Annotated in this window: 15 protein-coding genes; 10 read left to right on the plus strand and 5 right to left on the minus strand. The window is 70.0% G+C overall.

Translation table 11 applies throughout. The annotated features are described in order from the left end of the window. Positions 1–36: 36 nt before the first annotated feature. Entirely contained in the window at positions 37–258 is a 222-nt protein-coding gene (locus tag D0C15_RS19080; RefSeq protein ID WP_116047287.1) for a hypothetical protein, read from the minus strand. A gap of 222 nt (positions 259–480) precedes the next feature. On the opposite strand from D0C15_RS19080, the gene D0C15_RS19085 reads away from it, so the two are divergent. Both D0C15_RS19085 and D0C15_RS19090 read left to right on the plus strand, forming a co-directional pair. Continuing rightward, a complete protein-coding gene (locus D0C15_RS19085; protein ID WP_116047389.1) occupies positions 481–2,040 on the plus strand; it encodes an AlkA N-terminal domain-containing protein in 1,560 nt (519 codons plus the stop codon). A gap of 40 nt (positions 2,041–2,080) precedes the next feature. Beyond that, positions 2,081–2,584, plus strand: a complete 504-nt coding sequence (locus D0C15_RS19090; protein ID WP_116047290.1) for a methylated-DNA--[protein]-cysteine S-methyltransferase — start codon at positions 2,081–2,083, stop codon at positions 2,582–2,584. Positions 2,585–2,596: 12 nt separating this feature from the next. Here the strand turns inward: D0C15_RS19090 and D0C15_RS19095 are convergent, their stop codons facing one another. Next, complete coding sequence (locus D0C15_RS19095; protein WP_116047293.1) at positions 2,597–5,578, minus strand: AAA family ATPase; 2,982 nt, start codon at positions 5,576–5,578, stop codon at positions 2,597–2,599. A gap of 150 nt (positions 5,579–5,728) precedes the next feature. Continuing rightward, positions 5,729–6,886 carry an exonuclease SbcCD subunit D gene (locus tag D0C15_RS19100; RefSeq protein WP_162830145.1) on the minus strand — a complete coding sequence of 386 codons (1,158 nt, stop codon included), beginning with the start codon at positions 6,884–6,886 and terminating at the stop codon, positions 5,729–5,731. Positions 6,887–7,068: 182 nt separating this feature from the next. Here D0C15_RS19100 and rmuC point away from each other — a divergent pair, with 182 nt between their 5' ends. Beyond that, on the plus strand, positions 7,069–7,986 hold the full coding sequence (gene rmuC / locus D0C15_RS19105) for a DNA recombination protein RmuC (protein ID WP_116047304.1): 918 nt from the start codon (positions 7,069–7,071) through the stop codon (positions 7,984–7,986). A 284-nt stretch (positions 7,987–8,270) separates the two neighbouring features. Further along, the gene (locus D0C15_RS19110) at positions 8,271–9,269 is read left to right on the plus strand and encodes a DUF6542 domain-containing protein (RefSeq protein WP_245975996.1); all 999 of its coding nucleotides are present in this window, start codon (positions 8,271–8,273) and stop codon (positions 9,267–9,269) included. Positions 9,270–9,401: 132 nt separating this feature from the next. Here the strand turns inward: D0C15_RS19110 and D0C15_RS19115 are convergent, their stop codons facing one another. Continuing rightward, the gene (locus D0C15_RS19115; protein ID WP_116047393.1) at positions 9,402–10,439 is read right to left on the minus strand and encodes a 4-hydroxy-3-methylbut-2-enyl diphosphate reductase; all 1,038 of its coding nucleotides are present in this window, start codon (positions 10,437–10,439) and stop codon (positions 9,402–9,404) included. A 140-nt stretch (positions 10,440–10,579) separates the two neighbouring features. Between D0C15_RS19115 and D0C15_RS19120 the strand changes: the two genes are divergently transcribed. The 6 genes from D0C15_RS19120 (at position 10,580) to D0C15_RS19145 (ending at position 15,378) form a co-directional block, all read left to right on the plus strand. After that, positions 10,580–11,341: a lipid droplet-associated protein gene (locus D0C15_RS19120; protein ID WP_116047307.1), complete on the plus strand. Its 762-nt coding sequence runs from the start codon at positions 10,580–10,582 to the stop codon at positions 11,339–11,341. Then, positions 11,338–12,600 (plus strand): exodeoxyribonuclease VII large subunit, encoded by a 1,263-nt coding sequence (gene xseA, locus D0C15_RS19125; protein ID WP_116047309.1) that lies wholly within the window; start codon positions 11,338–11,340, stop codon positions 12,598–12,600. Before D0C15_RS19120 ends, xseA begins: the two co-directional genes overlap by 4 nt. Before the next feature lie 91 nt (positions 12,601–12,691). Next, entirely contained in the window at positions 12,692–13,153 is a 462-nt protein-coding gene (locus D0C15_RS19130; RefSeq protein ID WP_116047311.1) for a hypothetical protein, read from the plus strand. After that, on the plus strand, positions 13,150–13,413 hold the full coding sequence (locus D0C15_RS19135; RefSeq protein WP_116047314.1) for an exodeoxyribonuclease VII small subunit: 264 nt from the start codon (positions 13,150–13,152) through the stop codon (positions 13,411–13,413). The genes D0C15_RS19130 and D0C15_RS19135 overlap by 4 nt, the downstream gene beginning before the upstream one ends. An 85-nt stretch (positions 13,414–13,498) precedes the next feature. Next, positions 13,499–14,563: a class II fructose-bisphosphatase gene (glpX, locus tag D0C15_RS19140; RefSeq protein WP_162830146.1), complete on the plus strand. Its 1,065-nt coding sequence runs from the start codon at positions 13,499–13,501 to the stop codon at positions 14,561–14,563. Then, positions 14,563–15,378 (plus strand): S1 family peptidase, encoded by an 816-nt coding sequence (locus D0C15_RS19145; RefSeq protein ID WP_116047316.1) that lies wholly within the window; start codon positions 14,563–14,565, stop codon positions 15,376–15,378. Before glpX ends, D0C15_RS19145 begins: the two co-directional genes overlap by 1 nt. 12 nt (positions 15,379–15,390) lie before the next feature. Here D0C15_RS19145 and D0C15_RS19150 read toward each other — a convergent pair whose 3' ends face one another. Beyond that, a complete protein-coding gene (locus D0C15_RS19150) occupies positions 15,391–16,380 on the minus strand; it encodes an NAD(P)/FAD-dependent oxidoreductase (RefSeq protein WP_116047318.1) in 990 nt (329 codons plus the stop codon). Positions 16,381–16,407 lie beyond the last annotated feature (27 nt).

A 16,407-nucleotide genomic window follows, 5' to 3' on the forward strand; every position in this document is an offset into this window, starting at 1 on the left:
GGCCGCGCAGTCTACGTGGCCGCGCCGGCGGCTCGATCAGCCGTCGTCCTCGCCGCCGTCTCCGCCGTAGCCGCCACCTTCACCCTCTTCGCCGCCACCCTCCTCGTCCTGCTGTTCGCCACCGCCGTCCTCCTGCTGGGTACCACCGTCCTCACCAGGGGACGTCTCGTCGCAGGCGGCAAGAAAACCGATGGATCCGGCCGCCGCCAGTGCGGCCGCGAACAGACGGACAGATCGGGAACGCGCAGTAGACCTCATACCGGAAACGGTAGTGACAATCCCGGCTCCCCGCAGCGCGTCGCACTTTCCCGGGAAAGCGCGAAGGGCTCCGAGGTGGCGGGGGTACCGACTCGCACTTTCCCGGGAAAGTGCGACATCTTGTGGGTGATGGAGGTGCGCGGCGGCGACCGGATCCGGGCATGGACGGTCGCGGCGGATTTCCGCCAGTCGACGTCCTCACCTGGTGGCAGTATCGAGGGCATGGCACAGGCGAGCACGGCACTGAACCCGGTGGACCGCATCGGCACCAAGGGCATCTGGCGGGACACCGAACGGTGCTACCGGGCCGTCATGTCCCGTGACTCCAGGTTCGACGGTCAGTTCATCACCGCGGTGCGCACCACCGGCATCTACTGCCGTCCGTCCTGCCCTGCCCTGACTCCCAAGCCGCAGAACGTGCGGTTCTTCCCGACCTCGGCGGCCGCACAGGCCGGTGGCTACCGAGCCTGCCGCCGCTGCCTGCCCGACGCCGTGCCCGGATCGCCGGAGTGGAACGTCCGCGCCGATCTCGCCGCTCGCGCGATGCGGCTGATCTCCGACGGTGTCGTCGAACGCGATGGCGTTCCCGGCCTCGCAAGGCAGCTCGGCTACTCCGAGCGCCAGCTCGGCAGGGTGCTGACGGCGGAACTCGGTGCGGGCCCGCTCGCACTGGCCAGGGCCCATCGGGCGCATTCGGCACGGCTGCTCATCGAACGCTCCGCCCTGCCCCTGACCGACGTCGCATTCGCGGCGGGTTTCGCCAGCGTCCGGCAGTTCAACGACACGATCCGCGAGGTGTTCGCCACCACCCCGTCGCAGCTGCGCGCCGGAACCCGCAGGGCAACCGGCGGCGGGATCGAGAACGGCACCGGTGAGGACGCCCACCGAGGCACTCGGCTCACCCTGCGCCTGCCCTTCCGGCCGCCGTTCGACGCCGCGGGCACGCTCGAGTTCCTCGCGACACGCGCGGTGTCCGGAGTCGAGCAGATCGAGCGGGACGAACAGACCGGCCAGATCAACGCCTACCTCCGCACACTGCGCCTGCCCCAGGGCATCGGCGCCGTCCGGCTCACCCCCGCCGATCGGCACGTCCAGTGCGATCTACGGCTCACCGACGTCCGTGATCTCGGCAGCGCGGTATCCAGGGTGCGCAGGCTGCTGGACCTCGACGCCGACCCAGCCGCCGTCGTGGCGACGTTGAACACCGACCCCCTGCTGGCACCGCTGGTCGCAAAGACGCCGGGCATCCGCGTTCCGGGCGCGGTCGACGGCGCGGAACTCGTCCTGCGAGCCATGCTGGGACAGCAGGTGTCGGTGGCCGCGGCGCGCACGGCCGCGGGCAGGCTCACCGCCGCACTGGGCGAACACGTCGCGATGGCCGACGAGGACGCTCCACACCTGCTTTTCCCGTCCGCACAGGCCGTCGCCGAGGGCGGGATGGATGTGCTCCGCGGCCCGCGCAAGCGGTCCGAGGCCATCACACAGGTGGCAACCATGCTGGCCGACGGCAGCCTGGACCTGCATGTCGGCCGGGACGCTTCCGAGTTGCGGGCCGATCTGCTCGCGACCCCCGGCATCGGGCCGTGGACCGCCGACTACGTGCTGATGCGCCTGCTCGGCGACCCCGATGTGCTCCTCGACGGCGACCTGGTCCTGCGCAAGGGTGCTGCCGCCCTCGGCATCCCCGCCGACCGCCTCACCGGTCACTCCCAGTCGTGGCGGCCATGGCGCACCTACGCGGGGATGTATCTATGGCGTGCCGCCGAACACGCCACCCCCTGACCCCGTCCTGCCAACCCGAAAACCTCAGGAGAAGCGAACGATGAGTACCGCGCACTGGTCCACTCAGCAGACCCCGATCGGGCCGTTCACCGCGGTCGTCGCCACGGACGGCGCCGTACTGGGCTCCGGCTGGACCGACGATCCGCACCTGCTGACCGCGGTGATGTCGCCGTCACTGCGCCCTGGCGAGCTGTCCCACAAGCGGGATCTGGGTGCGGTCACCGCCGCCGTCCGCCGTTATCACCAGGGCGAACTCGGTGCCGTGGACGAGATCGTGGTGCGGCAACGCTCGGGTGAGTTCATGCAGCAGGCCTGGGAAGTGCTGCGCACGGTGCCCGCCGGAAAGCCGGTGACCTACAGCGACTACGCCGCGCTCGCCGGCAGGCCCGCCGCCGTCCGTGCCGCGGCGGCCGCCTGCGCCCGCAACGCGGCGGCACTCTTCGTCCCTTGCCATCGGGTGCTGCGCATCGGCGGGGCACTCGGCGGCTTCCGCTGGGGGCTGCAGACAAAACGTTGGCTGCTCGACCACGAGACGGCAGCCTGAGCTGCGAAAATCTCAGGCCAGGAGTTCGAGGGTGGACCCGGCCCGGGCCTTGCGGACACGCAACCGGGTCGGGATCCGCTGCCGGAGTTCCTCGACGTGGGAGACCAGGCCGACGACACGGCCACCCGCCCGCAGCTCGTCCAGCACGTCCATCACGATGTCGAGCGTCTCGGCGTCGAGGGTGCCGAACCCCTCGTCGACGAACAGCGTGTCCAGCAGTGCTCCACCGGTCTCCGCCGCGACGACGTCAGCGAGGCCGAGCGCCAGCGCCAGTGACGCCAGGAAGCTCTCGCCGCCGGAGAGCGTCTTGGCCGGGCGCACCGACCCGGAGTAGTCGTCGAGGACGTCGAGCCCGAGACCACCCCTGGTGCCCCGCGAGCCCGCGGCGTCGGAGTGGACGAACGAGTAACGGCCCTGGCTCATCGTCCTGAGCCGGGCGGTCGCCGCCACGGCGACCTCCTCGAGCCGGGCGGCCAGCACGTACGAACGCAATGACATCTTTCGGCTGTTCTGGCCCCTGCCGTTGACCACGTCGGTCAGGGCGTCCAGTTCCGCGTACTCCGCCTCGGCGGGCCCGAGTTCGGCATCCACGACGGCGTAATGCCCCGCCAACTCGGCCACGTTCCGTTCCCGATAGGCAGCCGCCCGGTGTGCCGATACCGCGGATTCCGCCTCGGCCCGCGCCCGGTTGACCTCCGCGATCGCCGCATCGAGGTCGACCTCGGTGTCCGGCGAGATCGAAGCCAGTTCCGGTTCGGCCAGCACAGCCCGCGCCGCGGCCTCGGCAGTACGCGCCTCGGTGAGCCTGCGCTCCAGCTCCGTCCGCACGGAGTTCGGCCGCGCGGCCTCCCGCGCCGACTCCACCGAGTCGAACTCGGCCGACACCAGGGCCTCCCGAAGAGCCGCGCGCTGTTCCGCCAACCGGTCCTCGACACCGATCCGAGCCGACCTCGCCTCAGCCAGCGCCTCGAGCGCCTCCAGCACGGACACGAGGTGTGCGCGCCGGGCGGCGACGTCCTGGTGTTCGCCCCTGGCCTCGGTGAGCCTGCGCCGCCGCTCCTCGATCTGCGCGGCCAGCGAAGTGCGCTCGGCGTGCGCCGCCGCTGCCCGCTGCTCGGCCTCCGCCCTCCGGGTGTGCAACTCCTCGGCCTCGGCCTCGGCAGCTGCCACCGCCCGCTCCAGCTGTGGCTTGCGCTCTGCCGTCTCTGCCAGGCCCGCGATCTCGGCCCGGACCTCCGCGAGCAGGCGGTCGAGTTCCTCGGCCGTGCGCCCCGCGAGCCGTTCCCGCACGGCTGCCAGCGCGGCGTCGGCCTCGTGCCGGAGCGCGACCGCCTGCTGCCTGCGGCGGTCCGCGGACTGTTCCGATTCGGTGGCCGCACGCTCGTCCTGCTCACCAACGGAGTCAGCCACCGGTTCCGCCGGGACCGGGTGCTCGGCAGAGCCGCACACCGGGCACGGCGACCCACTGTCCAGTCGCGCGGCGAGTTCCGCGGCCATCCCGTTGAGCCTGCGCTCGCGCAGGTCGAGCAGCTGTTGCCGGATGCGCTGATGCTCGTCGACGGCTGCCCGCTCGCCCTCGGCCGCCCGCTCCAGCTCGCCGATGAGGCCGGGCAGCCGGTTCGCCTCCACCAGCAACGCGGCCAATTCCCGCTCCCTCGGCCGGAGACCGCCGAGAGCCACCTCCGCCTCGGCTGCGGAGTCCCGATCGGCGCGCAGCCGGCGTATCCGCTCCGGCAGCGCGTCGCGTTCCGCCGCGAGCGCCGACGCTCGGGCGGTGGCCTCCTCGGCCGTGGTGGCCAGCTCGGCCACGCGCAACTCGTCACGGTCCTGTTGCTCCGCCTCTGCGACGAGGCCGGCCAGCGCTCCGGCTTCCTCACGCAGCACGCCAGCCCTGGCACGCAGGGCGGGCACACCAGTCGTCGTGAGTTCGAGATCGTCGGGATCGCCCGCCCTTGCCGTCGCCCTGACCAGCTCGAGCCGGTCCGCTTCCGAGGCCAGAGCGTGGCGGAGCCGCTCCGCGAGCCGGTCGGTCTCGGTGGCCACGTCCGTCACCGTCCCGGCACGGCGCGCGGCGGCCAGTTCGCTTTCCCACCTGGCTCGGTCGTCGGCCTGCTCGGCCACCTCGGCAAGGCGTGCGTGTGCCGAACGCACGCGGCGGACCCGCTCGGCCAGAGTGCGGCGTTCCTGCAGGTCCCGATCCGCACGTTCCCGGGACTCGTTGGCCACCAGCTCGGCCTTCTCCGCCTCGGCGAGGGCTCCGCTGACCCGCGACCGCAGCTCGGTCAACCACTCCTGCCCCGGTTCCTCGGGGGGCTCCTCTCCCGCCGCCTGCGCCAGGCGTGCGGCCAGCTCCCGAACCCCCTGCCTGGCCGTCTCGACCTCCCTGCCCCTGCGCACCCGGAGGTCGCGGAACCAGCGCTCGACTTCGCCGAAACGCCGGGTGCCGAAAAGCCGCTCCAGCAGCTGTTCCCGCTCGGCCGTGTCGGCTCGGAGGAAGCGGGCGAACTCACCCTGTGGCAACAGCACGACCTGGAAGAACTGCTCCGCGCTCATGCCGAGCAGTCGCTGCACGGTCCGGGCGACCTCGTCGATCCTGGTCAGCCCGTCCGGCGGCTGGCCCTGCGGTGGCGGCCCGATCCAGGTCAACGATGCCTTCGCCTGCTGGGTGGTGGTGCCATCGCCCCTGCGCTTCGGGCGTTGATACTCGGGGCTGCGCACGAGCCGCAGCCGCTGTCCCTGGACAGTGAGCTCGAGCACGACCTCGGTGACCGCATCAGCGCCCGCGAGATCGCAGCGCAGGCGCTTCACCTGCCCGCGAGCCCCCGGTACGGCTCCGAACAGCGCGAACGCGATCGCGTCGAGCAGGGTGGTCTTCCCAGCGCCGGTGTCGCCGTGCAGCAGGAAGAGACCGTCGGCTCCCAGCGCGTCGAAATCGACGGTCTCGCGCCGCACGTACGGACCGAAGGCCTCGACCTCAAGACTGTGCAGTCTCATATCTCCTGCCTCACTCGCCGACAGGCTGCACATCGCTCAGTGCCGTCCCCAACTCGCACCCGGCGCCAGTCGCTCATATCTCCTGCCTCACTCGCCGGCAGGCTGCACATCGCTCAGTGCCGTCCCCGACTCGCACCCGGCGCCAGTCGCTCATATCTCCTGCCTCGCGTCGGCCTTGCCCGCGGACTCCAGTGCCAGTGCGAGCATCGCGAACTCGCCTTCGGTGGGCGCCGACCCCCTGCAGTCGTCCAGGAACCGCTCGGCGATCTCGGCATCGCTGCGGCCCCTGACCGCCTCCGCGTATCGCAACTCGGCGCCGGAACCGCCCTCCGGTTGCCAGTCGAGCCGCACCGCGTACGGGAAGCGCTCGCGCAGCTTGCGCATGGCGTCGACCGGACGCACGCGGTCGACCAGCGTCACCGACAGATAGCAGTCGACGAGATCCGCGAACCGCTCGCCGCAGAGGAGGTCCTCGAGGTAGCCCTCCGCGGTCGCCAGTCGGCGGGGCACCGGAAGCTCCACCCGTGTGACGTCCGAGAGCCCGTCCGCGTCGAGATCGACCAACCAGGCGGACTTGCGCTGGGTGGCCTCGGAGAAGGAGTACGCGAGCGGGCTGCCCGAGTACCGCAGGTGCGGGGCCAGTGTTTGCGGGCCGTGGAGGTGGCCGAGCGCCACGTAATCCACCCCGTCGAAGACCGTGCCGGGCACCTGTTCGACGCCGCCGACGGCGATAGTGCGTTCGGAGTCACTTCCGGCACCACCGGTGACGAAGGCGTGCGCGAGCACCACGGAACGCGTTCCGGCCGGTTGCTCAGCCAGATCGGCGCGGATCCGGCGCATCGCCTCGGTGAGTACGCCGGTGTGCCCTCTCGCCTCGGGGACGCCGAGGGCGTGCCGAGCCGGATCCGGCTCGAGGTAAGGGATCCCGTAGAGGGCCACCGGGCCGTGTTCGTCCTCCAACAGCGCCGGTTCCCTTAGCCCGTCGATCGTCGTGCGCAGGTGCAGTCCACCCGCGGCGGCGAATTCGGCGAACGCGCCGAGCCGGGCGGCGGAATCGTGGTTTCCCGAGGTCAGCACAAGTTGTGCCCCCGCGTCCCTGAGCCGGGACAGCGCGGCGGTCGCGACGCGGACGGCCTCGGCAGAGGGCACCGCGCGGTCGTAGATGTCACCTGCGACGGCCACCACGTCGACGCGCTGCGCCGTAACGACCTCCGCGAGGTGCGCGAGCACCGCGTCCTGCTCGGCGAGCAGGTCCGCGCCGTGGAACGTCCGTCCCACGTGCCAGTCGGAGGTGTGCAGAATTCTCACGTGCCCCAAGTTAAGGGGCAGCGCCGACGAAACGGCGCAGACACCCCGACAGATTAGCTCGAACGTGTGTTCGAGATCATGGATCTGGGTTTTCTGTCGGTGCCGTCGGCCATGATGCGCGGAGGCGATCGACCACGAGCCGGATCAGGCCACGATCAGCACGAGCAGAAGGGAGCGCACTGGTGGGTTCGACGGTGCTCAGCACGGCAGCGGTGGTGGTGGCGTTGCTGCTGGCGGCCGCGGTCTTCCTGTTGTGGCGGTTGTACACCGACAGCGTGCGACGGGCCGATGCCGCGGCGAGGCAGGTCGACCTCGAGCGCTCCAGGGTGGATGAGCAGCAGGCCGCGTTGCGCCGGTACGAGGTGGCGTTCGCCTCGATCAGCGGCCGGGGCGAACTCGGCGAACAGGTACTCGTGGAGACGGCTCGAGCACTGGGACTGCGGGAGGGCCTGCACTTCACGGTGCAGACCGACCTGGCCGGTGGCGGTGCGGCCAAGCCCGACATGGTGCTGCGGGTGGGCGGCGATCGCAGCGTTCCGGTCGACGCCAAGGCGAGCATGGCCTGCTGGGCCGAGGCTGTGGAGACCGACGACGCGGCAGAACGGCTGGACGCGCTCCGGGTACACGTACGGAACCTGCGCTCGCGGGCGACCGAGTTGGCGGCCAAGGGATACCAGCGCTGGGCCGACGCGATCTACGGCACGATCATGTTCGTCCCTTCGGACGCGGCGGTGGTCGCGGCATTGGACACCGACCCGGAACTCCTGCGGTGGATGCTCGATCGCCGGGTGTTCCTGTGCGGCCCCACCGGTTTCGCGGTGATCGCATCGGGCGCGTTGTTCGCGGCGAGTGAGCGCGCACTCGTCGAGGACGTGGAGAACGTGCGCAACCGCGCCGCGTCCGCGCACCGGGCAGCCGGTAACGCGGTGGACGCCCTCAACCTGTCCACCACACACCTGCAGCGGTTCCTGTCCGCTCGGCGCAGGGAACTGGACGCGCTGGAGAGCTTCCGCGCCTCTGTCGCCCCGCTGACGGAGGCGTCGGGCAGTCCGTCCGCACTCACCACCATCAGGAAGGGAGACGAGATAGCCGCCAGCTGACGCTCCGGGAGCGAGTTTTTCCAGGTCAACGCCAGAACTGGCCGAGTGCCCGTTGCACGCTTCCGGGTGCGAAATCGGACAGCTTGCGGAGTGGCACCCGCACACGGGTCCGAACCGGATACGGTGACGCCTATGTGCACGTCCGCTTGCCCCAGCAGATCAGGTCCGAGAACCGGCCGAGAGTTCCCGTCGACCGGGCCTCGTCCACATGGTTCTCGTGGGGTCAGCGCGACCACCGCACGAGTTCCAGCGGGTTGGTGTCCGTCCGGCTCCGGCGAGATGTCGTGACCGACGTTCGCAACAGGCCGGACGACAAGGAAGCCGACGACACCGAGGTGCCGTGGGACGAGCTGCCCATCTACGGCGACAGGCGCGGCCTGCCCTGGTGGGGAGCCGTACTGCTGGCGTTCGGTCTCGCCATTCTCGGCGCGGGGATGAACCTGCAGATGCAGGACACGCTGGGCATCCTGTTCCAGGGCTGCTACTTCGTCGGCTCGGTGGTCGCCGTCGCCGCGGTCCGCAGGCGCAACCTGTTCGGGCCGATGGTGCAGCCACCGCTCGTCCTCGGATTCACCGTCCCCGCCGTGGTACTTCTCGGATCTGGTCTGCCGGAGAACAGCGACACCCTGGCCAAGGCGCTGGCGATCGGTACGCCGTTGATCAACGGCTTTCCGACCATGGCGATCACGACCGGGGTGACACTGGCCATCGGCATCTTCCGCCTCTACCGGGAGCGAGACCCGGACGCCCCGGTGAAGGTGCGTTCGAGTGGGAAACGCGCGAGCAAACCGGAACCCAAGGCCGCGAAGGGGCCGAGAGAGCCGAAGCCGCGAGCGGAAGCGGCAGGCAGGGCCGCCGGCGCGGCAGCCGGAAAACCGGCCAAGACCTCGAAAGAACCTCCACGCAAAGGCGGGCGCACCCCAGCGGACAGCCGTCCGGACGCGCCGAAACGCGGCGAGGTCAGGGGACGCCCGGGCGCCGGGGAACCCGCGCGCCGGCCTCGCCAGGAGGACCAGTCACGACGCGGTGGCCCCACGGAGCGGGACCCAGGCGCCCGCGGCCCGCGCCAGCCGCGTCAACCCAGCGGCGAGCGGCGGCCACGAGGCGAAGGCACCCCTGACTCTCCGGGTGCGGGCCGGCCACGCAGGACCCCACCCCCGCCACGAGGTGACGTTCCGAGGGGCGGGCGCCCGGACGCGCCACGACGTGGTCCCGCGCCAGGTGGGCGTCCAGCCAGAAAAAGGCCGTGGAACGACGAGCCACCACCAAGGTCCACCCGATAACCCAAAGCCGTCACCCGGCGAAGGCCGGTGCGGAACATGTCCCCAATGTGGCATTCGGGAACCTGAAGTTCCCCAATGTGGCATTCGGGAACTTCAACGTCCCCAATGTGGCATTGGGGACATCCGCGGGGCTCAGCGGACGCTGCTGCGGGCACCGCCCTCGGCCGTGCGGAGTTCCCTCGGCAGGGCGAAGGCGATCTTCTCGTTGGCGGTGGTGACCTCCTCGACGTCGGCCCAGCCGCGTTCGGCGAGCCACTCGAGCAGTTCCATCACCAGGATGTCGGGGACCGAAGCACCGCTGGTGACGCCGACCGTTTGCACTCCGTCCAACCACTTCTCGTCGACCTCGCGGGCGAAGTCGATCAGGTGCGCGTCCCGCGCTCCCGCCTTCAACGCCACCTCGACAAGGCGTTTGGAGTTCGAGGAGTTGGTCGAGCCGACGACAAGCACCAGATCACACTCTGCCGCCATCGCCTTGACCGCGACCTGGCGGTTGGTGGTCGCATAACAAATGTCGTCACTCGGCGGATCGGAGATCTGCGGGAACCGTTCCTTCAGCTGGTCCACCCGCTCCATCGTCTCGTCGACGCTCAGTGTCGTCTGTGACAGCCAGATGACCTTCGACGGATCGCGGACGTCGACCTTGCCCACGTCCTCGGCCGTGTCCACCAGTTGCACGCGGTCGGGGGCCTCTCCGGCCGTACCCTCGACCTCCTCGTGGCCCTCGTGGCCGATCAACAGGATGTCGTAGTCGTCCTTGGCGAACCGGGTGACCTCCTTGTGCACCTTCGTCACCAGGGGGCAGGTCGCGTCGATGGTGCGCAGGTTGCGCTGCTCGGCCTCGGTGTGCACAGCCGGGGAGACACCATGCGCGGAGAAGACGACAAGCGCGCCCTCCGGCACCTCGTCGGTTTCCTCGACGAAGATCACCCCGCGCTCCCGCAACGTGTCCACGACATGCCGGTTGTGCACGATCTCCTTGCGCACGTACACCGGCGGGCCGTACAGCTCCAGTGCCTTTTCGACCGCGATCACGGCACGATCCACGCCCGCGCAGTAGCCGCGTGGCTTCGCCAGCAGCACGCGCTTTCCCTCCGCCGCTGATCCGTCCGGGCTCCCACCGATCGACACGTCGGTGGCCGGCTCGATTCCGGGGCTCGCTGCACTCATACCGTCCAGGGTACGGGCCGAGTCGAGACGCGAGCCTCGTGTACGCAGCCCGTTATGGCGGTTGTGCGGCGGGTCACCATCCGCCGCCACCTCGCCTCATCGGTTGGGCAGGATGGGGTATGTACGGCAGGCTAGGGGCCATGAAGTCACTCCCGTTCCCGCTTCGGGTCGCCGCGGGCCTCGCCGTCACCACCGCAGAACGGGTTCGCGAGCTGCCGAAGCATGTCGCCGGGTTCCCCGTGACGGTCGCGAGCCAGGTACTACAGGCGTCGATGCGGGTGCAACAGCACATCACCGAACTGGCCATCAAGGGCGACGACGCACTCTCCGTTCTGCGCCCTGTCGAGGAGACACCCAGCTGGGCCACCTTCGACGAGGAACTGGACGACCTGACGCCACCCCCGGCGGCGCCGGACGTGCAGAACGTCACTCCGCTCGGCCGCCCACCGGTGGGGGTGAGTCCCGTTGACGGCACCACGGAGAACAACGGGCATCGACCCACCGGCGCGGCCGAACTCGATGCCGAGCGACTGGGTTCCGAGCAGGACGAGGACCCGTGGGCCCGGGAGGAACGCGCACTGGCGCAGGAGCACACCGACGGCGATTTCGACAGCGCCCCGGCCGAGCCGCAGGAGGCAGAGCCACAACAGCCAGAGCCGCAGGCCGCGAGTTCCGGCGGTCCCGCGGGGCTGAACAACTACGACGAGCTGACCCTGCCCCAGGTCAGGGCCCGGTTGCGCCATCTGAGCCTGGCGCAGCTCGAGGAGTTGCTGGCCTATGAGCGCGCGCACGCCGACCGCCCCTCGTTCGTCGGGATGCTGGCACGGCGGATCGGCAACGTTCGCGGCAAGGACAGCAGCGGCGAGGGCGGCACCGGAGCCGAGGGCTCGACGCAGCGGTGAGCAGCGGAACAGAGCAGTCGGCACGCGAGAACACCGGACAGAGCGCGGAGAACCCCTGGCCGGTCCGCACGGTGGCCAGAAAGATCGCGGACTGGATTCATCGGCTGGGCGCGGTCTGGGTGGAGGGCCAGCTGACCCAGATCTCGGCCCGGCAGGGAACGCAGACGGCGTTTCTCACCCTGCGCGACCCATCGGCGGACGTCTCGATGACGGTGACCTGCCCGATGCGGATCCTGCGTTCGGTCGAGCCGCCGTTGCGCGAGGGCGCAAGCGTCGTCGTGCACGCCAAGCCGACGTTCTTCCTCGGCAGGGGGACACTGAGCCTGCGGGCGAACGAGATCCGCGCCGTAGGCGTCGGTGAACTGCTCGCCAGGATCGAACGGTTGCGCAAGCTGCTGGCAGCCGAGGGCCTGTTCGCGACGGAACGCAAGCGCAAGCTGCCGTTCCTGCCGCGCGGCATAGGTCTGATCACCGGCCGCGCGTCGGCAGCCGAGCGAGATGTACTGGTGAACACCAGCACCCGCTGGCCCGCCGCCAGGTTCCAGGTCATCAACACGGCCGTACAAGGCGCACAGGCAGTCCCGCAGATACTCAAAGCACTGTCCAAACTGGATGCCGACCCGGATATCGACGTGATCGTCATCGCCAGGGGCGGGGGCAGCGTCGAGGACCTGCTGCCGTTCTCCGACGAGGCTCTGTGCCGGGCCGTCTCCTCGGCGCGCACGCCCGTGGTGAGCGCGATCGGCCACGAGCCCGACACGCCATTGCTGGATCACGTCGCCGATCTGCGCTGCTCCACTCCCACCGATGCGGGCAAACGGATCGTGCCCGACGTCAAGGAGGAAACCGAGCGCGTGCACCAGATGCGCGACCGCGGCCGACGCGCGCTGCACGGTTGGGTCGACACCCAGTGCAGACTGCTCGACCAGTTGCGCAGCAGGCCTGCGCTGGCGGATCCGCTCGGCCCGGTCGAACGCCGCGCCGACGAGGTCGCACTGCAGGTGCAGCGCGGGCGCAGGGCCATGATGACGGTGCTGACCAGGGAACAGGCCGCGCTGACCTCGGCGCGGGCCCGGCTGGCCGCGCTGGGCCCCGCCGCGACCCTGGCCAGGGGCTACGCGATCGTGCAGTATTCCGACCCCCAGGGCAACCTCCGGGTGCTCCGGTCAGTCTCTGAAGTCACGGAAGGAACTCCGCTTCGTGTTCGCGTTGCCGATGGCGTCACTCACGCCGTCGGAAACGGCGAGACCGGCGAATGAGACCAGTCCACGGCAGGAGGGAGAGGCGTTGCCCCCGAAGCACAGACGGCACGGCAGGTCCTCGTCGCACACACCGCTCACGACACACTCCGTGCCATCGGCGCCTTCCCCCGCACCCACGACAACGTTCCTCCCACTGACGACAGAAGCGGCCCTGCGGCTGTCGCGCACCGGCCCGGAGCACAACCGCGCCCTGGTGCTGCGCCATCGGGTGGCGGAGGCCGATGCCGCGGCGAGCAGGTGCTGGACCGCGCTGCTCGCGGGCTGCGATTCCACCGCGCGGCGGAGTCTCGGGCCGCGGCTGCGCCAGCTGTCCGAGGCGACCTCGCTCTACGTCGGCACCCGCTGGTGGTTCAACGACGGCTCGGCCCACCGGCGCCGGGTAGCGCAGTCGCAGGTGCACATCGAGGACGCGATCGCGGACGGGGACGGGCAGGAGTTCGCGATGGCCTTCATCGGGTACGACCATGCGATGGCCAGCGCGGTAGTGTGCGGAGTTCGCCCACTCGACGAGATCCACCCACCACAGCACACTCGGAGTCCGACACAGTGACCGAAAGCGCACCCGAAGGCGAGACCGCGGAACTCGGCTACGAGCAGGCCCGCGACCAGCTCATCGAGGTCGTGCGCGGCCTCGAGGCGGGCGGGCTGTCACTCGAGGAGTCGCTCGCGCTCTGGGAACGGGGTGAGGAGCTGGCCAAGCTCTGCGAACGGCACCTAGATGGTGCGCGCGAGCGGATCGAAGCCGCTCTGGCCTCTGTGGAGGACACCGAGGGCGCAGACGGTTCCGGAGCGGCCACGAACGCGGGGTGACCCTTGCCATGCTCGCGCAAACGTGCACCCGGCGCTCTTTCTGAGAGAATCAGTGCACTCCGAGCACCGCACAACGGGAGGCACCATGTCCACCGCAGGACAGTCCAGCAGCACGCCCCGACGCAGGGAGGCGCCGGACCGGAACCTGGCGATGGAACTGGTTCGGGTCACCGAAGCGGCTTCGATGGCCGCCGGAAGGTGGGTCGGCAAGGGCGACAAGATCGGCGGAGACGGCGCGGCCGTGGACGCGATGCGCCAGCTGGTCAGCACGGTGTCGATGCGCGGAGTCGTGGTGATCGGCGAGGGTGAGAAGGACGAAGCACCCATGCTGTTCAACGGCGAGGAGGTCGGCAACGGCGACGGCCCTGACTGCGATGTGGCGGTCGACCCGGTCGACGGAACCACGTTGATGGCCAAGGGCATGCCCAACGCACTTGCGGTGCTGGCCGTCACCGAGCGCGGCGCCATGTTCGACCCGTCCGCCGTGTTCTACATGGAGAAACTGGCCGTTGGCCCCGAGGCCGCGGGCATGGTGGATCTGTCCGCACCGATCGCGGAGAACATCCGCAGGGTCGCCAGGGCCAAGCACAGCGGTGTCTCCGACGTCACCGTCTGCATCCTGGATCGCCCTCGGCACGAACAGATCGTCAAGGAGGTCCGCGAGGCGGGCGCCCGCATCCGGTTCATCTCCGACGGTGACGTGGCCGGCGCGATCGCGGCAGCGCGGCCGACCACCGGTGTGGACATGTTGCTCGGGATCGGTGGCACACCGGAGGGCATCATCGCGGCGTGCGCCATGAAGTGCCTCGGCGGTGAGCTGCAGGGCAGGTTGTGGCCGAAGGACGAGGCCGAACGGGAGAAGGCACTCGCCGCTGGGCACGACCTGGACCGCGTGCTGAACACCGATGACCTGGTTCGCGGGGACAACATCTTCTTCTGCGCCACCGGCGTGACCGACGGCGATCTGCTGCGCGGAGTGCACTATCGGGCAGGCGGGGCCACCACCCAGTCGATCGTCATGCGCTCCAAGTCCGGCACCGTACGGCTGATCGACGGTTACCACAGACTGAACAAGCTCCGCTCGTACTCGTCGGTGGATTTCGACGGCAGCCTCGACGAGGACGGCAACGTCGTCCCGCCGCTGCCCTGATGAGGTACGGGCGCGGCGGTGCCGCTACCGTGCTGGCGCTGACCCTGACGCTGCTCGCCGCCGGTGTCCAGCAGGCGTCCGCGGCGCAGCCGCTGATCGTCGGCGGGACCGATGCCGACGAGCCGTATCCGTTCATGGTGTCCTTACAGGACCGCTCCGAGCAGCACTTCTGTGGCGGCTCGCTCCTGTCACCCAGCTGGATACTCACAGCGGCGCACTGCGTGGAGGGCAGGCAACCGCGAGCTGTGAACGCACGAATCGGCAGTGCGGACCGGACGCAGGGCGGGGAACTGCGCGCGGCGGCGGAGATCGTCGTGCACCCGGCCTATGACCCCAATGGGGCGGGCGGTGATCTGGCTATGGTGCGACTGACCGAACCCGCGAAGGCCGCGCCGGTACCCGTAGCCGCGACGACAGAGGTGGGCATGCCCGCCCGCATTCTCGGCTGGGGCCAGACCTGCCCGACCGAGGGCTGTGGGGACAGTCCGGTGCAGTTGCAGCAGCTGGACACCTCCCTCGTGGAGGGCAAGCTCTGCACCGCCCCGTTCGACGATGCGGCGGAGTTGTGCGTCGACAATCCTGGCGGTGATGCCGGTTCGTGCTACGGCGACTCCGGCGGTCCTGCGCTCCGGAAGGTGGAGGAGGGCCGGTGGGAGGTGCTCGCCGTGACCAGCCGGCCGGGCAACGGCGACCGCACCTGCGCGACAGGGCCCTCGATCTACACTTCGGCCACCGCCTACTCGTCCTGGATCACCGAGCAGATGGCACCGCCACCGGAGCCGGAACCCAAGCCGGGCAACCCGCCTGCCCGGTAGCGCGGCGCCGGGTCACTCCACATTGCTCGAATGCCCGGGGAACAGGTGGGCGTCGGGATTCAGCAGTACCGCGATGTTGTTCACCGCCGTGGCCGCTTCACCGAAGCCAGTGGCGATGAGCTTGACCTTGCCGGGATAGGCGGCGACGTCGCCAGCGGCGTAGACGCGCTCCCGAGCCGTGGCCATGGTGGAGTCGACGGCGATGGAGCGGTGGTCGATCTCCAGTCCCCAGTTCTCGATCGGCCCGAGGTCGGCGGTGAAGCCGAGCGCCGCGACAACGGACTGCGCAGGCAGCACCTCCCGTTGTCCGCCCTTGATCTCCAGTTCCACCTCGGCCAGCGCGCCTCCGGTGTTCTCCCGCAACTCGATCACCTCGGCGTCGGTGATGATCGTGATACCGAGGTCCCGTGCCTCCCGGACGATCGACTCGGCGGCACGAAAGCGAGCTCGGCGGTGCACGAGAGTGACGCTCGACGCGATCGGGTGCAGGGCAAGGGCCCAGTCGAACGCGGAGTCCCCACCCCCGACGACCACGACGTGCTGTCCTCGGTGAGCGTCCAGCGCGGGCACGAAATGCACCATGCCGCGCCCGAGCCAGCCGTCTCCGGCGGGCAACGGGCGAGGAGTGAACTCGCCGATCCCCGCGGTGACGAGCACGGCGCCGGCCCGCACCCGCTGCCCGCCGTCGAGCGTGAGTTCGACACCGTCGTCCACCTGGCTCAGCCCCTCCGCCTTGCGCCCGAGCAGGTAGGTGGGTTTCCATGGCGCGACCTGCTCGAAGAGCCCCTTGACCAGGTCGCGACCGCGGATCGCAGGAAAGCCGCCCACGTCGTAGATCATTTTTTCCGGGTACATGGCGGTCACCTGCCCGCCTGTCTCCGGCAGTGAGTCCACAATGGCCATTGTCAGGCCGCGAAAGCCCGCGTAGTAACCGGCGAAAAGACCGGTCGGCCCTGCTCCGACGATGACGATGTCGACGGACAGATCCTCGGGTGTGCTCATTCGGTGGTCCTTCCGCCTGTGGTGGGG

Origin of the sequence: Amycolatopsis palatopharyngis, from assembly GCF_003385185.1 — a bacterium.
Lineage (GTDB): Bacteria > Actinomycetota > Actinomycetes > Mycobacteriales > Pseudonocardiaceae > Amycolatopsis > Amycolatopsis palatopharyngis.

Excerpts from the sequence above, each read along its gene's own strand:
- D0C15_RS19080 (WP_116047287.1), bottom strand. The coding sequence starts at position 258 with ATGAGGTCTACTGCGCGTTCCCGATCTGTCCGTCTGTTCGCGGCCGCA.
- D0C15_RS19085 (WP_116047389.1), top strand. The coding sequence starts at position 481 with ATGGCACAGGCGAGCACGGCACTGAACCCGGTGGACCGCATCGGCACC.
- D0C15_RS19090 (WP_116047290.1), top strand. The coding sequence starts at position 2,081 with ATGAGTACCGCGCACTGGTCCACTCAGCAGACCCCGATCGGGCCGTTC.
- D0C15_RS19095 (WP_116047293.1), bottom strand. The coding sequence starts at position 5,578 with ATGAGACTGCACAGTCTTGAGGTCGAGGCCTTCGGTCCGTACGTGCGG.
- D0C15_RS19115 (WP_116047393.1), bottom strand. The coding sequence starts at position 10,439 with ATGAGTGCAGCGAGCCCCGGAATCGAGCCGGCCACCGACGTGTCGATC.
- D0C15_RS19120 (WP_116047307.1), top strand. The coding sequence starts at position 10,580 with ATGAAGTCACTCCCGTTCCCGCTTCGGGTCGCCGCGGGCCTCGCCGTC.
- glpX (WP_162830146.1), top strand. The coding sequence starts at position 13,499 with ATGTCCACCGCAGGACAGTCCAGCAGCACGCCCCGACGCAGGGAGGCG.
- D0C15_RS19145 (WP_116047316.1), top strand. The coding sequence starts at position 14,563 with ATGAGGTACGGGCGCGGCGGTGCCGCTACCGTGCTGGCGCTGACCCTG.
- D0C15_RS19150 (WP_116047318.1), bottom strand. The coding sequence starts at position 16,380 with ATGAGCACACCCGAGGATCTGTCCGTCGACATCGTCATCGTCGGAGCA.